The 20351-nt window shown below is 68.9% G+C and carries 18 protein-coding genes; 10 read left to right on the forward strand and 8 right to left on the reverse strand.

Annotated features, from left to right (window positions below; all coding sequences use genetic code 11):
- Positions 1-23: 23 nt before the first annotated feature.
- The 7 genes from ACN4JJ_RS03180 to ACN4JJ_RS03210 form a co-directional block, all read right to left on the reverse strand.
- Positions 24-1328 (reverse strand): YhjD/YihY/BrkB family envelope integrity protein, encoded by a 1305-nt coding sequence (locus ACN4JJ_RS03180; protein ID WP_440708451.1) that lies wholly within the window; start codon positions 1326-1328, stop codon positions 24-26.
- A 153-nt stretch (positions 1329-1481) separates the two neighbouring features.
- Positions 1482-2318: an endonuclease domain-containing protein gene (locus tag ACN4JJ_RS03185; protein ID WP_440708452.1), complete on the reverse strand. Its 837-nt coding sequence runs from the start codon at positions 2316-2318 to the stop codon at positions 1482-1484.
- Between the two features lie 206 nt (positions 2319-2524).
- Positions 2525-3292: a succinate dehydrogenase iron-sulfur subunit gene (locus tag ACN4JJ_RS03190; RefSeq protein WP_440708453.1), complete on the reverse strand. Its 768-nt coding sequence runs from the start codon at positions 3290-3292 to the stop codon at positions 2525-2527.
- Entirely contained in the window at positions 3292-5103 is a 1812-nt protein-coding gene (gene sdhA, locus ACN4JJ_RS03195) for a succinate dehydrogenase flavoprotein subunit (RefSeq protein ID WP_440708454.1), read from the reverse strand. The genes ACN4JJ_RS03190 and sdhA overlap by 1 nt, the downstream gene beginning before the upstream one ends.
- Before the next feature lie 15 nt (positions 5104-5118).
- Positions 5119-5571, reverse strand: coding sequence for a succinate dehydrogenase hydrophobic membrane anchor subunit (locus ACN4JJ_RS03200; RefSeq protein ID WP_291047997.1), 453 nt, complete (start codon positions 5569-5571; stop codon positions 5119-5121).
- Positions 5571-5984 (reverse strand): succinate dehydrogenase, cytochrome b556 subunit, encoded by a 414-nt coding sequence (gene sdhC, locus ACN4JJ_RS03205; protein ID WP_291047995.1) that lies wholly within the window; start codon positions 5982-5984, stop codon positions 5571-5573. Before sdhC ends, ACN4JJ_RS03200 begins: the two co-directional genes overlap by 1 nt.
- A 197-nt stretch (positions 5985-6181) precedes the next feature.
- Positions 6182-7345 carry a glycosyltransferase family 4 protein gene (locus ACN4JJ_RS03210; RefSeq protein WP_440708455.1) on the reverse strand — a complete coding sequence of 388 codons (1164 nt, stop codon included), beginning with the start codon at positions 7343-7345 and terminating at the stop codon, positions 6182-6184.
- A gap of 187 nt (positions 7346-7532) precedes the next feature.
- Between ACN4JJ_RS03210 and ACN4JJ_RS03215 the strand changes: the two genes are divergently transcribed.
- From ACN4JJ_RS03215 to ACN4JJ_RS03255, 9 genes are all read left to right on the forward strand, one after another.
- Entirely contained in the window at positions 7533-8654 is a 1122-nt protein-coding gene (locus ACN4JJ_RS03215; RefSeq protein WP_440708456.1) for a mannose-1-phosphate guanylyltransferase, read from the forward strand.
- Between the two features lie 246 nt (positions 8655-8900).
- Positions 8901-9971 carry a BMP family lipoprotein gene (locus ACN4JJ_RS03220; protein ID WP_440708457.1) on the forward strand — a complete coding sequence of 357 codons (1071 nt, stop codon included), beginning with the start codon at positions 8901-8903 and terminating at the stop codon, positions 9969-9971.
- Between the two features lie 227 nt (positions 9972-10198).
- Complete coding sequence (locus ACN4JJ_RS03225) at positions 10199-11281, forward strand: BMP family lipoprotein (RefSeq protein ID WP_440708458.1); 1083 nt, start codon at positions 10199-10201, stop codon at positions 11279-11281.
- 137 nt (positions 11282-11418) lie between these two features.
- On the forward strand, positions 11419-12978 hold the full coding sequence (locus ACN4JJ_RS03230; protein ID WP_440708459.1) for an ABC transporter ATP-binding protein: 1560 nt from the start codon (positions 11419-11421) through the stop codon (positions 12976-12978).
- Positions 12975-14276 (forward strand): ABC transporter permease, encoded by a 1302-nt coding sequence (locus ACN4JJ_RS03235; protein ID WP_440708460.1) that lies wholly within the window; start codon positions 12975-12977, stop codon positions 14274-14276. The genes ACN4JJ_RS03230 and ACN4JJ_RS03235 overlap by 4 nt, the downstream gene beginning before the upstream one ends.
- A complete protein-coding gene (locus ACN4JJ_RS03240; RefSeq protein ID WP_440708461.1) occupies positions 14273-15607 on the forward strand; it encodes an ABC transporter permease in 1335 nt (444 codons plus the stop codon). Before ACN4JJ_RS03235 ends, ACN4JJ_RS03240 begins: the two co-directional genes overlap by 4 nt.
- Positions 15608-15634: 27 nt before the next feature.
- Positions 15635-16057: a cytidine deaminase gene (locus ACN4JJ_RS03245; RefSeq protein WP_440708462.1), complete on the forward strand. Its 423-nt coding sequence runs from the start codon at positions 15635-15637 to the stop codon at positions 16055-16057.
- Positions 16058-16092: 35 nt separating this feature from the next.
- Entirely contained in the window at positions 16093-17385 is a 1293-nt protein-coding gene (locus tag ACN4JJ_RS03250) for a thymidine phosphorylase (RefSeq protein ID WP_440708463.1), read from the forward strand.
- 77 nt (positions 17386-17462) lie between these two features.
- Entirely contained in the window at positions 17463-17981 is a 519-nt protein-coding gene (locus tag ACN4JJ_RS03255) for a DinB family protein (protein ID WP_440708464.1), read from the forward strand.
- A 108-nt stretch (positions 17982-18089) separates the two neighbouring features.
- On the opposite strand, the gene uriH is transcribed toward ACN4JJ_RS03255, so the two are convergent.
- A complete protein-coding gene (gene uriH / locus ACN4JJ_RS03260; protein WP_440708465.1) occupies positions 18090-19049 on the reverse strand; it encodes a uridine-preferring nucleoside hydrolase UriH in 960 nt (319 codons plus the stop codon).
- A gap of 85 nt (positions 19050-19134) precedes the next feature.
- On the opposite strand from uriH, the gene ACN4JJ_RS03265 reads away from it, so the two are divergent.
- Positions 19135-20334: an adenosylhomocysteinase gene (locus tag ACN4JJ_RS03265; RefSeq protein ID WP_440708466.1), complete on the forward strand. Its 1200-nt coding sequence runs from the start codon at positions 19135-19137 to the stop codon at positions 20332-20334.
- Positions 20335-20351: the final 17 nt, after the last annotated feature.

Consider the following 20351-nt stretch of genomic DNA (forward strand, 5'->3'; position numbering starts at 1 on the left):
CCGGGCGGCGCATCCGCCTCCGCTCAGCGGCGCTTGGACAGCTTCAGCTCTTCGGCCTCGTCGAGTTCGTCGAGCTTCTCGAGCTGCTTGCGCACGCGGCGGCGGCGCAGGCCGTGCTCGGTGGCGAGCTGCTCCTGGAGGCGCTGCCGCTCGGCCGAGATGAGCACGTCGCGTGCCTCGGCGACCGACCGTTCGCGTTCGGCCTGCTGCTGCTCGGGGCTGAGCGAGCGGGCATCGATGCCGGCGTCGTCCATCCCGACGGCGATCCAGGTCGCCGAGATGAGGATGACGCGGCACACCAGGTTGAGGAAGATCATGATGCCGATGATCACCGCGAACGAGGCGAGCAGGGGGTTCGAGGTGGCACCGCCGAGCAGCTGCGAACCGAGGATCTTCAGCACGCCGAGGGCGGCGCCTCCGATGGTGGCGCCGGCGATCAGGCGCCGCCTCGGGATCTTGACGCCGGACAGCACCCGGAAGGCGATCCCGAGCACGAAGCTGTCGAATGCGAACACCACCACCACGCCGAGGAGCCAGGCCATGATGAGCGCGAACGGCGACTGGTTGTCGACGCCGAGCAGGTCGAAGACGAGCCCGAGACCCTGGTTGCTGACCAGGCTCACTGCCGAGGAGAGCACGATCGCGACCGCGAAGCCGAGCGCCAGCCCGAAGTCCTTGACCTTCAGCAACACGGGGTTGGTGCTCGGCGGGTCGAGCTTGAACAGGCGGCGGATGGAGTCGCGGGTCGAGGCGAGCCAGCCGATGGCGGTGAGCACCAGGCCGACCAGCGCGATCGCGCCGGTCCAGCCGAGGATGCGGGCCTGAGAGAGCGCTTCGGGATCGATCGCCCCGCCCTCGCCGATCAGCCCGGGAATCGCGTTGCTCAGCTGCGCGACCACGGCATCCATCAGCGCCGGATTCCCGGCGAGCGCGATGCCGAAGATCGAGAACCCCACCCAGATGCCCGCGAAGATGGCGAACACGGCCTGGAACGACATCCCCGACGCCATGATCTCGCCGCCGCTGGCCCCGAACCGCAGGAACACCCGTACGGGCCGCAGCGCCATCACCCACGCGATCAGCCTGGCGATCCCGCTCGCGGGCTTCTGGGTATCCTCGCCCTTCTTCTCGATCTCGACCGCCGCCGGCCTCCCCGCCTCCACCTTCGTGGTCGCCTTGTCGTCCTTCACCGCGGTGCCCCCTGTCGGGTCGCCGCCCGCCTTCGCCTCGGTCCCCGTCTTCGCCGCGGCTCCCCGCGGCTTCGCCTCGCGCGTCTTCGTGTCGCGCGGATCCGTGTCGCCCGCCGTTGTGCCCCGCTCGTCGCTCATCCTCTGAGCCTAGAACGGCCGCGCCCCTGCCGCCCGCTCGGCGGTGGGGGCGGGGCATAACGACGGAGTTCGGAGCTGCGCGTCGCCAACGACGGATCGTGAGTCCGAATCGACCGCGACTCTCCGTCGTTGCGGATCGCGGTGTGGGCGCCGTCACAGGTCGGCCAGGGCCGCGAGGATCGCGGCGAGGCAGCGGGGCCACTCGTAGATGACCTGGGAGTAGCTGAAGTGGAGCACGCGATAGCCGCGGCGGGTGAGCTCCGCCGCGCGGCGCCGGTCGCTCTCGAAGGTGGACTCCGAGTCGTGGAACTCCTTGCCGTCCACTTCGACGATCAGGCGGCCGGCGATGAGCAGATCGACGCGGTAGGGCGGCATGCGCACCTGGAGTCGGGCGTCGATGCCGGCCTCTCGGAGCCGCACGCGTGCAATGGACTCCGTGCCCGACTCGGCTCGCGCATCCGTTCGCTGAAGCGCCTGCCCGAGACGGGGGACCGTTGAGAACTCGGCCATCAACTGGCGGCGGGTGGCGAGCTGACCGCGCAGCACGGAGTCGAGCACGGCCACGGTGAAGGCGGGGTCGAGGTCGCTCGGAAGGTGCCGGATGGCGCGGGCGATCGGAACGATCGGGTCGGAGCGGAGGGAACCGACCACCCCCGTCTTCCAGTGCACCGCCACGTCGGGCCGTTCCCGGAAGGGAGCTCCCGTGTCGGGATCGCGAAGTGCTCGGGCGTGGGCATCCACGGCGACGTGAAGCCGTTCGTCGTCGGGAGGACACCAGGCGCCGAGCTCCCGCAACGCGGAATACGACGTGAGGCGGCCTCCGAGTCGAACGGCACGAACCACGTCGATGCGAGCATCCGGCCGCGCGTAATAGCCCCGCCGCACACGGATGAGGGACTCGTTCCGGCACAGGTCGAGGACGGCACGCTCGGTGAAGCCCAACCGGCGCAGGACCGGCACCGAGGCCACTTCAGGCAGGAGTCTTTGCATGCCGCAATGGTCGCGCCGTAGGCGACGAGCAGGGCGTCACGTCCGGAATCTGTGGAGAACACCCCGGCGATACGAGCCTGTGTAGACGGGTTCCGGCTGCGGTACCGACGGAGGAATGTGCCGAGCGGTGGAAACGACGGAGCCTCAGCCCGAAGGTGGGCTGAGGCTCCGTCGTTCGCCGCAGGGCGGCAGAGGCGGGGCAGGCGCTAGGGCTTGCCTCGCATGATGGCCTGCTTGACCTCGGCGATGGCCTGCGTGACCTGGATGCCGCGGGGGCACGCGTCGGTGCAGTTGAAGGTGGTGCGGCAGCGCCACACGCCTTCCTTGTCGTTCAGGATGTCGAGGCGGGTCTGCGCCGCCTCGTCGCGCGAGTCGAAGATGAAGCGGTGCGCGTTCACGATCGCGGCGGGGCCGAAGTACTGCCCGTCGGTCCAGAACACGGGGCACGACGAGGTGCACGCGGCGCAGAGGATGCACTTGGTGGTGTCGTCGAAGCGGGCGCGGTCGGCGACCGACTGGATGCGCTCCTTGTCCTTCGGCGGCGCGGTGTTCGACTGCAGGAACGGCTGCACCTCGCGGAACGACTCGAAGAACGGGTCCATGTCGACCACCAGGTCCTTCTCCAGCGGCAGGCCCTTGATGGCCTCCACATAGATCGGCTTGGTGATGTCGAGGTCTTTGATCAGCGTCTTGCAGGCGAGGCGGTTGCGGCCGTTGATGCGCATCGCATCCGAGCCGCAGATGCCGTGCGCGCACGAGCGGCGGAACGTGAGCGACCCGTCCTGCTCCCACTTGATCTTGTGCAGGGCGTCGAGGATGCGGTCGGTCGCGTACATCTGCACGTCGAAGTCCTGCCAGCGCGGCTCGTCGTCGACGTCGGGGTCGAAGCGACGGATGATGAGCGTGACGGTGAAGGCCTCGATCGGCGCCTCGGGGGCGGGACCGGAGGCGGGGGCGTCGGCTACGAGGGTCATCAGTACTTCCTCTCCATCGGCTGGTAGCGCGTGATGACCACGGGCTTCCAATCGAGTCGGATGTGGTCGGCGGCGTCGCTGGAATGCGGGTCTCCGGAGAGATACGCCATCGTGTGCTTCATGTAGGTGTCGTCGTCGCGCTTCGGGAAGTCGTCGCGCATGTGGCCACCACGGCTCTCCTGGCGGTTGCGCGCCGAGAACACGACGACCTCGGCGAGATCGAGCAGGAAGCCCAACTCGATCGCCTCGAGCAGGTCGGTGTTGAACCGCTTGCCCTTGTCCTGAACCTGGATGTTGCGGTAGCGGTCACGCAGCCGGTGGATCGTGGCGGTGACGGATGCCAGCGACTCGTCGGTGCGGAACACCTGCGCGTTCTTGTCCATCTCGTCTTGCAGCTCCTTGCGGATGGCCGAGATGCGCTCGGTTCCGGTGGAGTCGCGGAGCGAGGCGACCAGCGAGATGATCGCGGCGGCCGGGTCGGCCGGCAGCGGCGTGAAGTCGACCGTCTGCACGTACTCGGCGGCGTTGTTGCCGCTGCGCTTGCCGAACACGTTGATGTCGAGCAGCGAGTTGGTGCCCAGACGGTTCGAGCCGTGCACCGAGACGCAGGCGCACTCGCCGGCGGCGTAGAGGCCCGGCACCACGGTGTCGTTGTCGCTCAGCACCTCGGCCTTGATGTTGGTGGGGATGCCGCCCATCGCGTAGTGCGCCGTGGGCATCACGGGCACCGGCTCGACGACCGGGTCGACACCCAGGTAGGTGCGGGCGAACTCGGTGATGTCGGGGAGCTTGGTCTCGAGCACCTCGGCGCCGAGGTGCGTGCAGTCGAGCAGTACGTAGTCTTTGTGCGGCCCGGCGCCGCGGCCCTCTTGCACCTCCTGCACCATGCAGCGGGCGACGATGTCACGCGGTGCGAGGTCTTTGATGGTGGGGGCGTAACGCTCCATGAAGCGCTCACCGGAGGCGTTGCGGAGGATCGCTCCCTCGCCTCGCGCTCCCTCGGTGAGCAGGATGCCGAGGCCGGCCAGGCCCGTGGGGTGGAACTGGAAGAACTCCATGTCTTCCAGCGGCAGGCCCTTGCGCCAGACGATGCCGACGCCGTCGCCCGTGAGGGTGTGGGCGTTCGAGGTGGTCTTGTAGATCTTGCCGAAGCCGCCGGTGGCGAAGATGACCGCCTTGGCCTGGAAGACGTGGATGTCGCCGGTGGCGAGCTCGTAGGCCACCACGCCCGAAGGCTTGTCGACCCCGTCGACGTTCGTCATCACCAGGTCGAGCACGTAGAACTCGTTGTAGAAGTTGATGCCGAGCTTGACGCAGTTCTGGAACAGCGTCTGCAGGATCATGTGACCGGTGCGGTCGGCCGCGTAGCAGGCCCGGCGCACGGGCGCCTTGCCGTGGTCGCGGGTGTGACCGCCGAAGCGGCGCTGGTCGATCTTGCCCTCAGGGGTGCGGTTGAAGGGCAGACCCATGTTTTCGAGGTCGATGACCGCGTCGATGGCCTCCTTCGCCAGGATCTCGGCGGCATCCTGATCGACCAGGTAGTCGCCGCCCTTGACGGTGTCGAAGGTGTGCCACTCCCAGTTGTCCTCCTCGACGTTGGCGAGCGCCGCCGCCATGCCGCCCTGCGCCGCACCCGTGTGCGAGCGGGTGGGGTAGAGCTTGGAGATGACCGCGGTCTTCGCCTTCGGCCCCGCCTCGATCGCCGCACGCATGCCCGCGCCGCCGGCGCCGACGATCACGATGTCGAACTGGTGGTAGGTCACGCCGTCGATCACGGCGCCGTCTTCGAACTGGGTCACGGATTCACTCACGTCGTTGCTAGGGGACTACTGGTTGACGGGGCAGAACGACGGCAGCAGGTCTGCCGGGCCGCCCGCGGGGCACGGGTCGAACGCGAAGATCACCACGGTGCCGAGCACGATCTCGGCCACGACCGAGACGAGGATGGCGCCGAGCAGGATCTTGCGCGTCAGAGGCTTCGTGGCGTAGTCGTTCACGATGGTGCGCATGCCGTTGCCGCCGTGGATGAAGGCTAGCCACAGCATCAGCAGGTCCCAGACCTGCCAGAAGGGGCTCGCCCACTTGCCGGCCACGAAGGCGAAGTCGATGCTCTTGATGCCATCGCCCAGCAACAGGTTCACGATGAGGTGGCCGAAGATCAGGATGATCAGCACGACGCCCGAGGCGCGCATGTAGATCCAGCCCCACTTCTCCCAGTTCACACCGCGCTTGCGGGGAACGGAGAACGGGGCGCGAGGGCTCTGGATCGTCGTCGACATCAGTGCCCCATCTCGCTGAACACGTTGATCAGGTGGCGCGGGGCGAAGCCGAGCATCGCCACCACCCAGAGCCCGATCACCACGTAGAACATGACCCGCTGGTACTTGGTGCCCTTGCTCCACAGATCGATCAGGATGATCCGGATGCCGTTGAAGGCGTGGAACACGATGGCGGCGACCAGCGCGGTCTCACCGAGGCCCATCAGGGGGTTCTTGTAGGTGTCGATCACCGCGTTGTACGCGCCCGGAGCGACAGCCACCATCGAACTGTCGAGCACGTGCACGAGTAGGAAGAAGAAAATCGCTACGCCCGTGATGCGGTGCAGCACCCACGACCACATGCCTTCGCGGCCGCGGTAGAGAGTGCCTGCTGGCCGCCTCGGCGTCATCGTCCCTGCCGAATTCTCAGGCATGAACAACCCTCCTTGGCTTCAGTCGAGGCCGCCACCGCCCCCGCGCGAATGGCGAGAACTCGGTCGACGACCTTTGTGAGTCTACGCCCAGAAACCCGGAATGGCTTGTAAGGCGAACCTAAGTTGTATACAGGACCCGGATGGCGCGAATTCCGCGTGATCACAGGGCGAGACGCCCTCTGCATACCCGACTGTATTCAGGCGTGTGAGCCGGCCGGAGTGCGTCGCGCGAGCGCCGTCCGCACAGGCCGCGAGGCGATGACCGAGCGGTAGTGGCCCATCAACTCCTCGCACACCGAGCTCCACGAGGTGCCGATCACCGTGCGTCGTCCGGTCTCGCCCATCCGCAGCCGCAGCGCCGGGTCGCCCACCAGCGAGCCCACGCGCATCCGGAAGTCGTCGGCGTCGGCCGGGTCGAAGAGGTAGCCGTTCTCGCCGTGACGGACCAGGTCGATCGGGCCGCCCGCCGCGGGGGCGATCACCGGGAGTCCGGCGGCGTGCGCCTCCTGCAGGGTCTGGCCGAAGGTCTCCTCCGTGCCGGTGTGCACGAACACGTCGAAGGCGGCGTAGGCGTCGGCGAGGTCGGCGCCCGACAGCCGGCCGAGGAAGGTGGCCGGCATGCCGTGCAGCAGGCTCCGGATGCTGTCGTCGCTCGGCCCGTCGCCCACGATCGCGAGCTGCATCCCCTTCATCCCGCGCAGGGCGGCGAGGCGCTCGAGGCCCTTCTCGGGGGCGACCCGGCCGACGTAGCCCACGACCGCGTCCCGGCCGTCGCGCGAGAGCAGCGCGTGCAGCGCCTGGGCCGTGGGCCGCGCACGGTGGTTGGGGTGGTAACGCTCGAGGTCGACGCCGCGGCCCCAGCGGGCGATGCGCTGCACACCCGCCTTCTCGAGGTCGTGCTGGGAGGCGCTGGAGGGCACGAGGGTGAGGTCGGCGCCGTCGTGGATCCAGCGCACGAAGCGCCAGGCGAACTTCGACGCCGAGCCGAGGCGGTTGCGGCGGGCGTAGCCCGCGACATCCGTCTGGAAGATCGCCACCGAGGGCACACCCAGCCGGTTGGCCGCGGCGATGGCCTGCGCCCCCAGCAGGAAGGGGGAGGCGGCGTGCAGCACGTCGGGCTGGAAGCGGGCGAGCAGTCGGGCGACCTGGGCGTTCGGGATGCCCACCGGGAACTGTCGGTACGCCACGGCCGGCACCTGGTAGACGGGAAACCCGCGGTAACTCGCCGGTGAACCGGCGGCGGGGGCGATCACGATGGCCTCGTGGCCGGTGTCGGCGAGGTGGTCGAGCACCTTGCAGACACTGCCCGTGACGCCATTCACGGTGGGAAGGAAACTCTCGCTGACAACGGCTACTCGCATGAGGTGCCTCCGTGTTCGTCGGCTGACCGCATCCGGCCACGCCCTCAGGCTAGGAAGGCGGGGTGGCCTGATGGTGGCCCGCAGGTGACCGGGGGATGAGCGGCGGCCGACCAGCGGATGCCCCGCTCTCCGGGGCGCCGACACGGGACTCAGGGTCCCGTTTTCGCGCCCCGTTAGGCTGTCGCTCATGACTTCGACTCCTTCGCCGCTCGAGCGGCTCTACAACGTGATCCCCGCCGGGGGGATCGGCTCGCGGCTGTGGCCGCTGTCGCGCGCGGACGCGCCGAAGTTCCTGCACGATCTGAGCGGATCGGGCCAGAGCCTGCTGCGCGACACCTGGGACCGGCTCGCCCCGCTGGCCGGCGAGCAGCGGATCATGGTGGTGACCGGCCGCGCCCACCGCGCCGCCGTCGAGGATCAGCTGCCCGACCTGCACGACCACAACGTGGTGCTGGAGAGCGAGCCGCGCGACTCGACCGCCGCCATCGGTCTGGCCGCCGCCATCCTGGAGCGCCGCGAGCCCGGCACGATCATCGGCTCCTTCGCCGCCGACCACGTCATCACCGACCCCGACCGCTTCCGCGCGGCCGTGAAGCAGGCTGTGCTGGTGGCCGACGCCGGCTACATCGCCACGATCGGCATCACCCCGACGGATGCCGCGGTGGGCTTCGGCTACATCCACACCAGCAAGCCGCTCGGCATCGAGGGTGCCGCCACCGCGTTGAAGGTCGACAACTTCGTCGAGAAGCCCGACCTCGCGACCGCCCGCCGCTACCTCAAGTCGGGCAAGTACCTCTGGAACGCGGGCATGTTCATCACCCGCGCCGACAAGCTGCTCGAGCAGCTCGGCCAGACCGAGCCGGAACTGCTGGCCGGCCTGATCGAACTGGCCGAGGCCTGGGACACCCCCAAGCGCGGTGAGGTCGTCGACCGCGTCTGGCCGACGCTGAAGAAGATCGCGATCGACTACTCGGTCGCCGAGCCGGCCGCCGCCGCCGGCATCCTCGCCGTCATCCCGGGCGACTTCGACTGGGACGACGTGGGCGACTTCGCCTCCATCGCCAAGCTGCACAGCTCCGGCCGGGGCAGCGAGCTCGCCATCCTGGGCCAGAACGCGCGGGTGCTCTCCGACTCCTCCAGCGGCATCGTGGTCTCCCAGTCCAAGCGCGTCATCAGCCTGATCGGCGTGCGCGACATCGTCGTGGTCGACACCCCCGACGCCCTGCTGGTCACCACCAGCGAGCACGCCCAGCGCGTGAAGTCGGTCGTCGACGCGTTGCGCGCCGGAGGCTCGGGAGACGTGCTCTAGGGGGTTCAAGGTCGTACTTCTCGGGGACTCGTTGTTCGTGGGTGACCTGCCCCGCTGTGCTTGTTGCCGGGGGCGCCGGGCTTCGCTCGGCGCTCCCGGGGCTCGCCGGTCCCTGCCCGGCGAGCCGCGACATGTGAGCGCGCGGTCGACGGGTGCGGGCTTCGCTCACACCCGTCGGCCACACGCTCACCTTGGGTCGTCGGGTACGGCCCGCTGGGTTTGGTGAGCGTTCCCTAGACTTCTCGTATGAGAAGTCGTGTCGTTGTCGCATCCGGGGTCGTCGTTGCTGCACTGGTGGTGGCGCTGAGCGGGTGCGCTGACGCGCCACCCCGCGAGACGGGGGCCGCGACCGACGCGTCCAGCGACTACTGCGCTCGGATGGTGACGAACTCCGGTGGGCTCGACGACCGGTCGTTCAACCAGTCGAGCTGGGAGGGGCTGCAGGAGGCCGAGAAGCAGTTCGGGATCGACGCGCAGGTGCTCGTGTCGACGGGGGAGACCGACCTGGCCCCTAACGTGGCGCAGGCGGTGCAGAGCGGATGCGGTTTCGTGCTGACGGTGGGCTACGAGCTCGCCGACGCCACCCTCGACGAGGCGGGCAAGAACCCCGACACGCACTTCGCGATCGTGGACGAGACGGTCGACGCCCCGAACGTGAAGCCCATCCTGTTCGACACCGCCCAGGCCTCGTACCTCGCCGGCTATCTGGCCGCGGGCGTCTCCAAGACCGGCAAGGTGGCCACCTTCGGCGGCGGCAACCAGCCGCCCGTCACCCTGTTCATGGACGGCTTCGTCGACGGTGTCGCGAAGTACAACGAGGCGCACGGCGCCGCGGTGCAGGTGCTCGGCTGGGACAAGGCGGCCCAGGACGGCGTGTTCACCGGCGACTTCGAAGACATCAACAAGGGCAAGACGGTGACGCAGGGCTTCATCGACCAGGGCGCGGACATCATCATGCCCGTGGCCGGCCAGGTGGGCCAGGGCGCGGCCTCCGCGGCGGCGGAGAAGGGCGGCGTGTCGGTCATCTGGGTCGACAACGACGGGTACGAGACGCTGCCGGCCGAGTACCAGCCGATCGTGCTGACGAGTGTGATGAAGAACACCGGCGATGCGGTGGTGCAGATCGTCGGTGACGACATCGAGGGATCGTTCTCGCCCGATCCGTTCGTCGGCACCCTCGAGAACGGCGGGGTGGAGCTCGCGCCCTTCCACGATCTGGCCTCCTCGGTTCCGGCCGAGCTGTCGGCCGAGATCGATGCGCTGAAGGAGCAGATCGTCTCCGGCGCCATCACCGTGGAGTCGCCGAGCGCGCCCTGAACCGCGCCGGCGGTCGCCTCAGGGCGCCTGTCGCCGGGGGAGGCGGCGGATTCCGGCGCGTTTCACCCGGGTGGCGTGGACATTTCGCGCACATTACGGCGTGATCGCGTCTTTGTAACGCTTGCGCCGCTATGCCCCCTCCCCTCTTACGCGGGGCGTCACATTCGGTAACGTGGACTCCCACACAGCCCCTGCGCACCTTGCAGGGCAGCATCTTGGAGGACATCTTGAGCATCAACCTTCGCCGGGCCAGCGTGGCCGGCTTCGCCACCCTGGGTGTGGCAGCTCTTCTGGCCGGATGCGCATCCGCGCCGTCGGACACCGCATCCACGAGCGGCGGCGACACCGCGAGCGACTTCGTCCCCTGCATGGTCTCCGACTCCGGTGGATTCGATGACAAGTCGTTCAACGAGGCCGGCTTCGAGGGCATCACCGAGGCGGCGGACAAGCTCGGCGTCGAGCCCATCACCGTCGAGTCGGCCGCCGACACCGACTTCGGCCCGAACATCGACAACCTGATCTCGCAGGACTGCAACCTGATCATCTCGGTCGGCTTCCTGCTGGCCGACGCCACGAAGGCCGCCGCCGAGGCGAACCCCGACGTCGAGTTCTCGATCATCGACGACTCCTCGATCGAGGCCGACAACGTCAAGCCGATCGTCTTCGACACGGCCCAGGCCGCGTTCCTGGCCGGCTACGCCGCCGCCAGCTACTCCAAGACCGGCACGGTCGGCACCTTCGGTGGCATGCAGATCCCCTCGGTCACCATCTTCATGGACGGCTTCGTCGACGGTGTGAACTACTACAACACGCAGAAGAGCGCCAGCGTCAAGGCCATCGGCTGGGACGTCGCGAGCCAGACCGGTTCGTTCACCGGCGGCTTCGCGGCCGGTGTCGAGGCCAAGACCGCGGCCCAGGGTCTGATCGACCAGGGCGCCGACGTCATCCTCCCCGTCGGTGGACCGATCTTCCTCTCGGCCGGTGAGGCCATCAAGGACTCCGGCAAGGAGATCGCCCTGGTCGGCGTCGACTCGGACAACTACGAGACCGCTCCCGACCTGTCCAGCCTGTTCCTGACCTCGGTCATGAAGGGCGTCAAGGCCGGTGTGGTCGACGTGGTCGACACCGCCGCCGCGGGCAACTTCGACGCGACCCCGTTCGTCGGGACGCTCGAGAACGAGGGCGTGGGCATCGCCCCGTTCCACGACTTCGAGTCGAAGGTCTCGCCCGACCTGCAGGGTGAGCTGGACAAGATCCAGGCCGGCATCATCGACGGCTCGATCGAGGTCGAGTCGCCCAGCACCCCGTAACACCTCGCGTTCCACGGAACGCGGATCGGTCGGGGGGACCAGCGCTGCTGGTTCCCCCGACCTCTTTCACTTAATGGACTTCATCCAGCCCTGCCGGACGGACCGGCGGCATGACGGGGAGTAGGTAGATTGACTCTATGAAGCTCGAACTCCGGGGCATCACCAAGCGATTCGGTGCCCTCACCGCGAACGACCACATCGACCTCACGGTCGAGCCGGGCGAGATCCACTGCCTTCTGGGTGAGAACGGCGCCGGCAAGTCCACCCTGATGAACGTGCTGTACGGCCTCTACCAGGCCGACGAGGGCGAGATCGTGCTCGACGACGCCGTCCAGCACTTCGCCGGCCCGGGCGACGCCATGAACGCGGGAATCGGGATGGTGCACCAGCACTTCATGCTGATCCCGGTGTTCACCGTCGCCGAGAACGTGATGCTGGGCCACGAGCAGACCGGCTTCGCCGGGCGCCTGGACCTGAGTGCCGCCCGCAAGCGGGTGCGCGAGATCAGCGAGCAGTTCGGCTTCGACGTCGATCCGGACGCGCTCGTCGACGATCTCCCCGTGGGTGTGCAGCAGCGGGTCGAGATCATCAAGGCCCTGTCGCGCGATGCGAAGGTGCTCGTGTTCGACGAGCCGACCGCGGTGCTGACGCCGCAGGAGACCGATGAGCTGATGGGCATCATGCGCCAGCTCAAGGAGAGCGGCACGTCGATCGTGTTCATCACGCACAAGCTGCGGGAGGTGCGCGAGGTCGCCGACCGCATCACCGTCATCCGGCTCGGCAAGGTCGTGGGGGAGGCCTCGCCCACCGCGACGAACGCCGAGCTGGCGTCGCTCATGGTGGGGCGCGCGGTCGAGCTGACCGTGCAGAAGGATCCGGCGAAGCCGGGGGCATCCGCTCTGGTGGTGTCGAACCTCTCGGTGATCGACCCCCGCGGGCAGGTCGTCGTCGACGACGTGTCGTTCGACGTGAAGGCGGGCGAGATCGTCGCCATCGCGGGCGTTCAGGGCAACGGCCAGACGGAGCTCACCGAAGCGCTCCTCGGGCTGCAGGAACGCGTCACCGGCGAGGTGACCCTCGACGGCAACTCGCTGCGGGGTCTGTCGGTGCGGAAGGTGCTGGATGCCGGGGTCGGGTTCGTGCCGGAGGACCGCAAGGAGGACGGCCTGGTGGGCGAGTTCACCATCGCCGAGAACCTGATGCTCGACCGCTCCGACGGCGATCCGTTCGTGAAGCGCGGATCGCTGCAGCTGACCCGGCTGAACACCTTCGCGGAGGAGAAGTCGAAGGAGTTCGACGTTCGTTCGCAGGGCATCCAGACCCAGGTCGGGCGGCTGTCGGGCGGTAACCAGCAGAAGGTCGTGCTGGCTCGCGAGCTGAGCCGCACTCTGCGGTTGTTCGTGGCGGCGCAGCCCACCCGCGGCATCGACGTGGGCTCGATCGAGTTCGTGCACAAGCGGATCGTGGCGACCCGCGACGAGGGTGTGCCGGTGATCGTGGTGTCGACCGAGCTCGACGAGGTCGTCGCGCTCGCCGACCGCATCGCCGTGATGTACCGCGGAACGATCGTGGGCATCGTGCCGGGCAACACGCCCCGCGACGTCCTCGGACTCATGATGGCCGGGGAGGTGCCGCCGCCGGCCGTTCTGCCCGCGGATCCGGCCGCCCCCGCCGACACGGAAGGAATCATCGCGTGAGCGACACCACGATCACCCCGGCCGCCCCGGGCGCGTCCGGTTCTCCGGCGCCGTCCGCTGCACCGGGGGTGGAGCCGCCGTCGCGCTGGCGCCAGACGTTCAACGAGATCATCGGCGGATCGGTGATGATCTCGATCCTCGCCGTGGTGCTCGCGATGATCGTCGGCGGCATCCTGATCGCCCTCACCGACGAGAACGTGCAGAAGGCCTCGGTGTACTTCTTCGCCCGTCCGGGCGACACCTTCGCCGAGATCTGGAAGTCCGTCTCGGGGGCGTACGTGTCGCTGTTCCAGGGGGCGATCTTCAACCCCAAGCGCGACGACTTCCTGCAGCAGATCAAGCCGATCACGGAGACGCTCACCTTCGCCACCCCGCTGATCACCGCGGGTCTGGGTGTGGGGCTGGCGTTCCGGGTCGGCATGTTCAACATCGGTGGCCGCGGCCAGATGCTGATCGCCGCCGCCTGCGCCAGCTGGGTGGCGTTCACCTTCCACCTGCCGTGGGGTCTGCACATGGTCGTCGCGGTCATCGCCGGCCTGATCGGCGGCGGCATCTGGGGCGGTCTCGCGGGCCTGCTGAAGGCCCGCACCGGCGCGCACGAGGTGATCGTCACGATCATGCTCAACTACGTGGCGTTCTACCTCATCTCCTACCTGCTGCGCACGCCCATCCTGCAGGCGCCGGGGTCGAACAACCCGAAGTCGCCGCCGCTGGATTCCACCGCGGTGTTCCCGCAGATCCTGGGACCGCAGTTCAACCTGAACTTCGGGTTCATCCTGGTGATAGGCGCGACCTTCTTCGTGTGGTGGCTGCTGAACCGCTCGGCGCTCGGCTTCAAGTTCCGCGCGGTGGGCATCAACCCCAACGCGGCCCGCGTCGCCGGCATCAACGTGAAGAACATGTACGTCTACGCGATGGTCATCTCCGGCGCCCTCGTGGGCCTCGCCGGTGTCTCGCAGGTGCTCGGCCCGCTGTCCTCCGGCTTCAGCTCGGGCCTGGATGCGGGTATCGGGTTCGACGCGATCACCGTGGCGCTGCTCGGCCGCTCCAAGCCGTGGGGCATCTTCGTGGCCGGCATCCTGTTCGGGGCGTTCAAGGCCGGCGGATTCGCGATGCAGGCCTCCCAGGGCATCCCGATCGACATCGTGCTCGTCGTGCAGTCGCTGATCGTGCTGTTCATCGCGGCACCGCCGCTGATCCGTACCGTGTTCCGGCTACCGGATCCGTCGAAACCCAAGAAGCCCAAGGCGCGTAAGACGCCCGTCGCGCCGACGCAGGAAGCGGTGATCGCGAAATGAGCGAGTCCGTCCCCACCCGCAGCAACCTCGCCCCCGGTGGCGCCGTACCGCCCACCGAGCACAACCACCCCGACTCCGCTCCGCTGGCGCCGGCCGTGGTGCTGGTGAAGAGCTGGAAGGCGCCGATCGCGTTCGGCATCTTCGCGCTGGTGTCGATCATCCTGTTCGTGGTGTTCGGCCGCGACGGCGACTCCACGTTCCGGCTGTCGACCGACGTCGACCTCGTCCAGCTGCCCGCCGTGGTGCTGCCGACCCGCCCCACCGGCATCGTCGTGGCGGTGCTGCTCGTGCTGCTGGCCGTGTACTCGGCCTGGCTCGTGGCCTCGTCACGCAAGGTGCGGCTGTGGGTGATGGCCGTCTTCGCGGTGATCTTCCTGATCGGCTTCCTCACCTGGGCCTCGGCCGGGCAGACGATCCCGATCCCGGGTCTGCTGATCGGAACGGTCTCGCTCAGCGTGCCGCTGATCTTCGGTGCTCTGGGAGGTGTCATCTCCGAGCGGGTCGGCGTGGTCAACGTCGCGATCGAGGGGCAACTGCTGGCCGGCGCCTTCGTGTCGGCGGTCGTCGCATCCGTCACCGGCAACCCCTACGTGGGCCTCGTCGGCGCGGTGATCGCCGGCACGCTGGTGTCGTTCGTGCTCGCCGCGTTCTCGATCAAGTACCTCGTCGACCAGGTCATCGTCGGTGTCGTGCTGAACGTGCTCGTGACCGGCCTCACCTCGTTCCTGTACTCGCAGGTGCTGACCGCCGACCCGACCCTGCTGAACTCGCCGCCGCGGTTCCAGGCGTTCCCCATCCCGGTGCTGTCGGAGATCCCGATCATCGGGCCGACCCTGTTCCGGCAGACGCTGATCGTGTACCTCATGTACATCGCGGTCGCCGTGGTGTTCTTCGCCCTGTTCAAGACCAAGTGGGGTCTTCGTGTGCGGGCCGTAGGCGAGCATCCGCAGGCCGCCGACACCGTCGGCATCAAGGTGAACCTCACCCGGTTCTGGAACGTGTCGCTGGCCGGCGCGATCGCCGGACTGGGTGGCGCGTACTTCACGCTCGGCTCGGTGGGGTCGTTCCAGAAGGAGATGACGGCGGGTGCCGGTTATATCGCTCTGGCCGCGGTGATCTTCGGGCGGTGGGATCCGATCCGGGCCACCCTCGCCGCCCTGCTGTTCGGGTTCGCCACGAACATGCAGTACGTGCTGGGAGTGATCGGGTCGCCGGTGCCGTCGGAGTTCCTGCTGATGCTCCCGTACGTCGTGACCATCTTCGCCGTCGCCGGACTCGTCGGGCGGGTGAGGGGCCCCGCGGCCGCCGGTAAACCCTATGTCAGCGCCTAGGCGTCTGACAGGCCTGAGGAGGCTGTGATGAGTTCTTCTGAAATCGACTGGGACGCCCTGCGCGCCACCGCCCTCGAAGCGATGGAGAAGGCCTACGTGCCGTACTCCAAGTTCCCCGTGGGCGTGGCCGCGATCGTCGACGACGGGCGGGTGATCTCGGGCTGCAACGTCGAGAACGCCTCGTACGGGCTGACGCTCTGCGCCGAGTGCGCGCTGGTGTCGTCGCTGCACATGACCGGAGGCGGCAAGCTCGTGGCCTTCACCTGCGTCGACGGCCACGGCAACGCATTGATGCCGTGCGGGCGCTGCCGGCAGCTGCTCTTCGAGCACTCGGCCGAGGGGATGCTGCTGGAGACGGTGTCGGGCATCAAGACGATCGACGAGGTGATCCCGGATGCCTTCGGCCCCCGCACCCTCGTGGAGTACAAGGCGTCGTCGAACGCCGAATAGCCGGATCACCGGATACACAGTTAGGAACCACCCGCATGGCCACCGAGGACTTCGACGTCATCGACCTGATCCGCACCAAGAGGGACAAGGGGACCTTGTCGACTCCGCAGATCGACTGGCTGATCGACGCCTACACGCGCGGCTACGTGGCCGACGAGCAGATGTCGGCGCTGGCCATGGCGATCGTGCTGAACGGGATGTCGCGCCAGGAGATCCGCGACCTGACGCTGGCGATGATCGCCTCGGGCGAGCGGATGGACTTCTCGGGGCTCGGCAAGCCGACCGTCGACAAGCACTCGACCGGCGGGGTGGGCGACAAGATCACGCTGCCGCTGATGCCGCTGGTGGCCTCGTTCGGCGTGGCCGTGCCGCAGCTCTCGGGCCGCGGACTCGGGCACACGGGCGGCACGCTCGACAAGCTGGAGTCGATCCCCGGCTGGCGCGCCTCGCTCACCAACGAGGAGATGTTCGAGCAGCTGCGCACCGTGGGCGGGGTGATCTGTGCGGCCGGATCGGGCCTCGCGCCGGCCGACAAGAAGCTCTACGCCCTGCGGGACATCACCGGCACGGTGGAGGCCATCCCGCTGATCGCCTCGTCGATCATGTCGAAGAAGATCGCCGAGGGCACCGACTCGCTGGTGCTCGACGTGAAGTTCGGCTCGGGCGCCTTCATGCAAGACATCGCACTCTCGCGCGAGCTCGCTCAGACGATGGTCGACCTCGGCAACGACGCCGGCGTGCGCACCACCGCGCTGCTGACGAACATGAACGTGCCGCTGGGCCTGGCCATCGGCAACGCCAACGAGGTGCGGGAGTCGGTGGAGGTGCTCGCCGGTGGCGGCCCCGCGGATGTGGTGGAACTGACGATCGCGCTCGCCCAGGAGATGCTGCGGCTGGCCGGACAGCCCGACGCCGACGTGGCGGAGGCGCTGAAGGACGGCCGGGCGATGGACACCTGGAACCGGGTCATCCGGGCCCAGGGCGGCGACCCGGAGGCTGCGCTGCCGGTGGCGCGCGAGACGCACACGGTGCTCGCCCCCGCGTCGGGCGTGCTGCTGCGGCAGGACGCGCTCGCCTTCGGCATCGCCGCCTGGCGCCTCGGCGCCGGCCGGGCCCGCGCCACCGACGCCGTGCAGCACGCGGCGGGCATCGACCTGCTCGCGAAGCCGGGCGACACCGTGGTGGAGGGCCAGCCCCTGTTCACCCTCTCGGGCGACGAGCCCGCGCGCTTCGAACGCGCGCTCGAGTCGCTCGAGGGCGCCTACGCCGTCGGCGCCCCCGCCGACTACGTCGCCCAGGCGCCCCTGGTGGCCGAGCGCATCTCCTGATCCGGGTGGCAGGAAGTGCGCGTGGCGTGACCGGAAAGCGGTGGAAGGGGCGCGGGGCGCGTCCCTAGGGTTGGGGCATGAGCATCGTTCCCGACACCAAGAACTGGACGTGGGTACTCGAGCGCGAATGCCCGGAGTGCGGCTTCGACTCCTCGGCCACGGCGGCCGCCGCCGTGCCCGGGCTGTTGCGGGAGAACGCCGCGGCCTGGCCCGCCGTGCTCGAACGCCCGGACGTGACGGTGCGGCCGGATGCGGCGACCTGGTCGGACTTGGAGTACGCGGCGCACGTGCGCGACGTCTTCCGTATCTTCCGCATCCGGCTCGGGCTGATGCTCGATCAGGACGACCCGGCCTTCCCGAACTGGGATCAGGACGAGACCGCGATCGCCGAGCGCTACAACGAACAGGATCCGGCGACGGTCTCCGCGGAGCTCGGCGAGGCGGGCGAGGCGCTCGCCCTCGCGCTGGAGGCGGTGCCCGCCGACGCCTGGGAGCGCCGCGGTTTCCGCGGTGACGGCTCGGCCTTCACGGTCGACACGCTGGCGCGGTATTTCATCCACGATCCGGTGCATCACCTGCACGACGTGCGGGGCTGAGCCGCAGCTGCCGCTCGCGCCGTTCTCCGGCCGAGCCGTGCACCGCGGTCCGAATGCGTGCAGTCATTCGGCCCGCCGTGGGCGGCTCGGCCCGCTGCGCGGCGGCGCTCAGTGCAGGGGCGGGTCTTCGGGTTCGCCGATGCGCTCGAGGGCGTCGACGATCAGGGCCCAGAAGCGCTCGTGGTCGAGTTCCATCGCGACCTTGGTGGTGCAGTCGGCCGGAGCGGGGGAGCGGAAGTCGGCCACCGTCATGCCGAGCGTGAGCGTGCCGGAGAGCTCGACGTCGAGCGGCACCGTGCGCACGGTCATCACGGAGGGATCGATCACCTGGGCCACGGCGCAGGGATCGTGCACCGGCGGATGCTCGAAGCCCTGCGCCTCGAGGTAGGTGGAGGCGAAGAAGTCGAGCAGCTCGACCACGAACCGGGACGGCCCGGTGCCGATCGCCCGGATGCGCTCGACCACCTCGGGGGTGGCGAGCGCCTGGTGCGTGAGGTCGAGCCCGACCATGGTCAGCGGCCAGGACTCGTTGAACACGATGTGCGCGGCCTCGGGGTCGATGATGATGTTGAACTCGCTCGTGGCGCTCCAGTTGCCCACGTTGTAGCCGCCACCCATCAGCACGACCTCTTTGACGCGCGGCACGATCCGCGGCTCCTTACGGGCGGCGAGGGCGATGTTGGTGAGCCCGCCGGTGGGGACCAGGGTGACCGTGCCCGGCTCGTGGGCCATGATCGTGTCGATGATGAGGTCGACGGCGTGCCGGCCGTCGAGCTCGAGCGTGGGCTCGGGCAGCACGGGACCGTCGAGCCCCGACTCGCCGTGGATGTCGGGGGCCACCTCGACGGTGCGCACCAGCGGCCGGGCGCAGCCGGCGGCGAACGGGATGCCGGTGATGCCGGCGACCCGGGCCACCGCGAGGGCGTTGCGGGTGACCTTCTCGATCGTCTGGTTGCCGACGACCGTGGTGACGGCCAGCAGCTCGACCTCGGGGTTGCCGTGCGCGAGCAGGATCGCGATCGCGTCGTCGTGCCCCGGATCGCAGTCGAGGATGATCTTCTGAGGCACGTCGCTCCCGTCGTTCTCCGGGAGGTTCGGCCCGGTTCGGAAAGCATATATGAAAACCGCGTTCACCTGTGCAATACTTCCCGGCATGGACCACGTCACCGATCGCACCGAACTCGCCGCCCGAGGCGCCGCCCGCGTCGAATGGATCCGTTCGCGGATGCCCCTGCTGGCGGCCGCGCGCACCGAGTTCGCCCGCACGCTCCCCTTCGCCGGGCGCCGCATCGGCATGTCGTTGCACCTCGAGCCGAAGACGGCGGTGCTGCTGGAGACCCTGGCGGCCGGTGGCGCCGAGGTGGTGGGCACGGGAAACCACGGTTCCACGCAAGACGACGTGGTGGCCTACCTCGGCACGCTCGGCATGACGCTGTTCGGCACCCGGGACGACACCCTCGAGCAGCACCACGAGAACGTGGGCCGCGTGCTCGACGCCGAGCCCGACATGCTGCTCGACAACGGGGGAGACCTCGCCGCCGGTGTGATCGCCCGCGGCGTGTCGGCCTCGGTGATCGGCGGCACGGAGGAGACCACCTCGGGCGGCGACCGGTTGCGCGGCGAGCTGGCGGGCACGGTCGGCTTTCCGATGATCGTGATCAACGACAGCCTGCTGAAGGCGATCGGCGAGAACAAGCACGCCGTGGGCCAGTCGGTGGTCGAGAGCTTCATGCGCATCACCAACCTGATGGTGCCCGGTCGCCGGTTCGTGGTCTTCGGCTACGGCTGGTGCGGCCGGGGCGTGGCGCACTACCTGCGGGCGCTCGGCGGCAAGGTCGCGGTCGTCGAGGTCGACGAGCTGAAGGCCTTCGAGGCGGCGCTCGACGGGTTCCGCGTCTCCACCGAGGGAGCGCTGGCCTTCGCCGAATGGGGCGACGTGTTCATCACCGCCACGGGCCACCCGGGTGTGCTCCCCGTCGACGCGATCGAGCGGATGCACGACGGCGCCGTGCTGGCGAACTGCGGCCACTTCCCGTGGGAGATCGACGTCGCGGGACTGCGGGCCGCATCGGTCGCCCGGCGCGAGATCGTCGACGCGATCGAGCGGATCGAGCTGCCGAACGGCCGGCACGTCGTGCTGCTGGCCGGTGGCCGCATGTTCAACCTCGCCGGGCGCGAGCCCAAGGGCAACTCCCTGGAGTCGATGGACCTCGGATTCCTGTTGCAGACGCTCTCGCTCGAGCGCGTGGCCACCGACGCGGCGAGCCTCGTGGCCGGGGCGCAGCCGGTCCCCGACGACATCGATCGCACCATCGCCCGCCGGATGCTCGCCGCCCTGAACGCGGCCGAGTAGCAGGCGGCCGAGCGGCA

Origin of the sequence: Herbiconiux dendrobii (assembly GCF_052048175.1) — a bacterium.
Taxonomy (GTDB): domain Bacteria; phylum Actinomycetota; class Actinomycetes; order Actinomycetales; family Microbacteriaceae; genus Herbiconiux.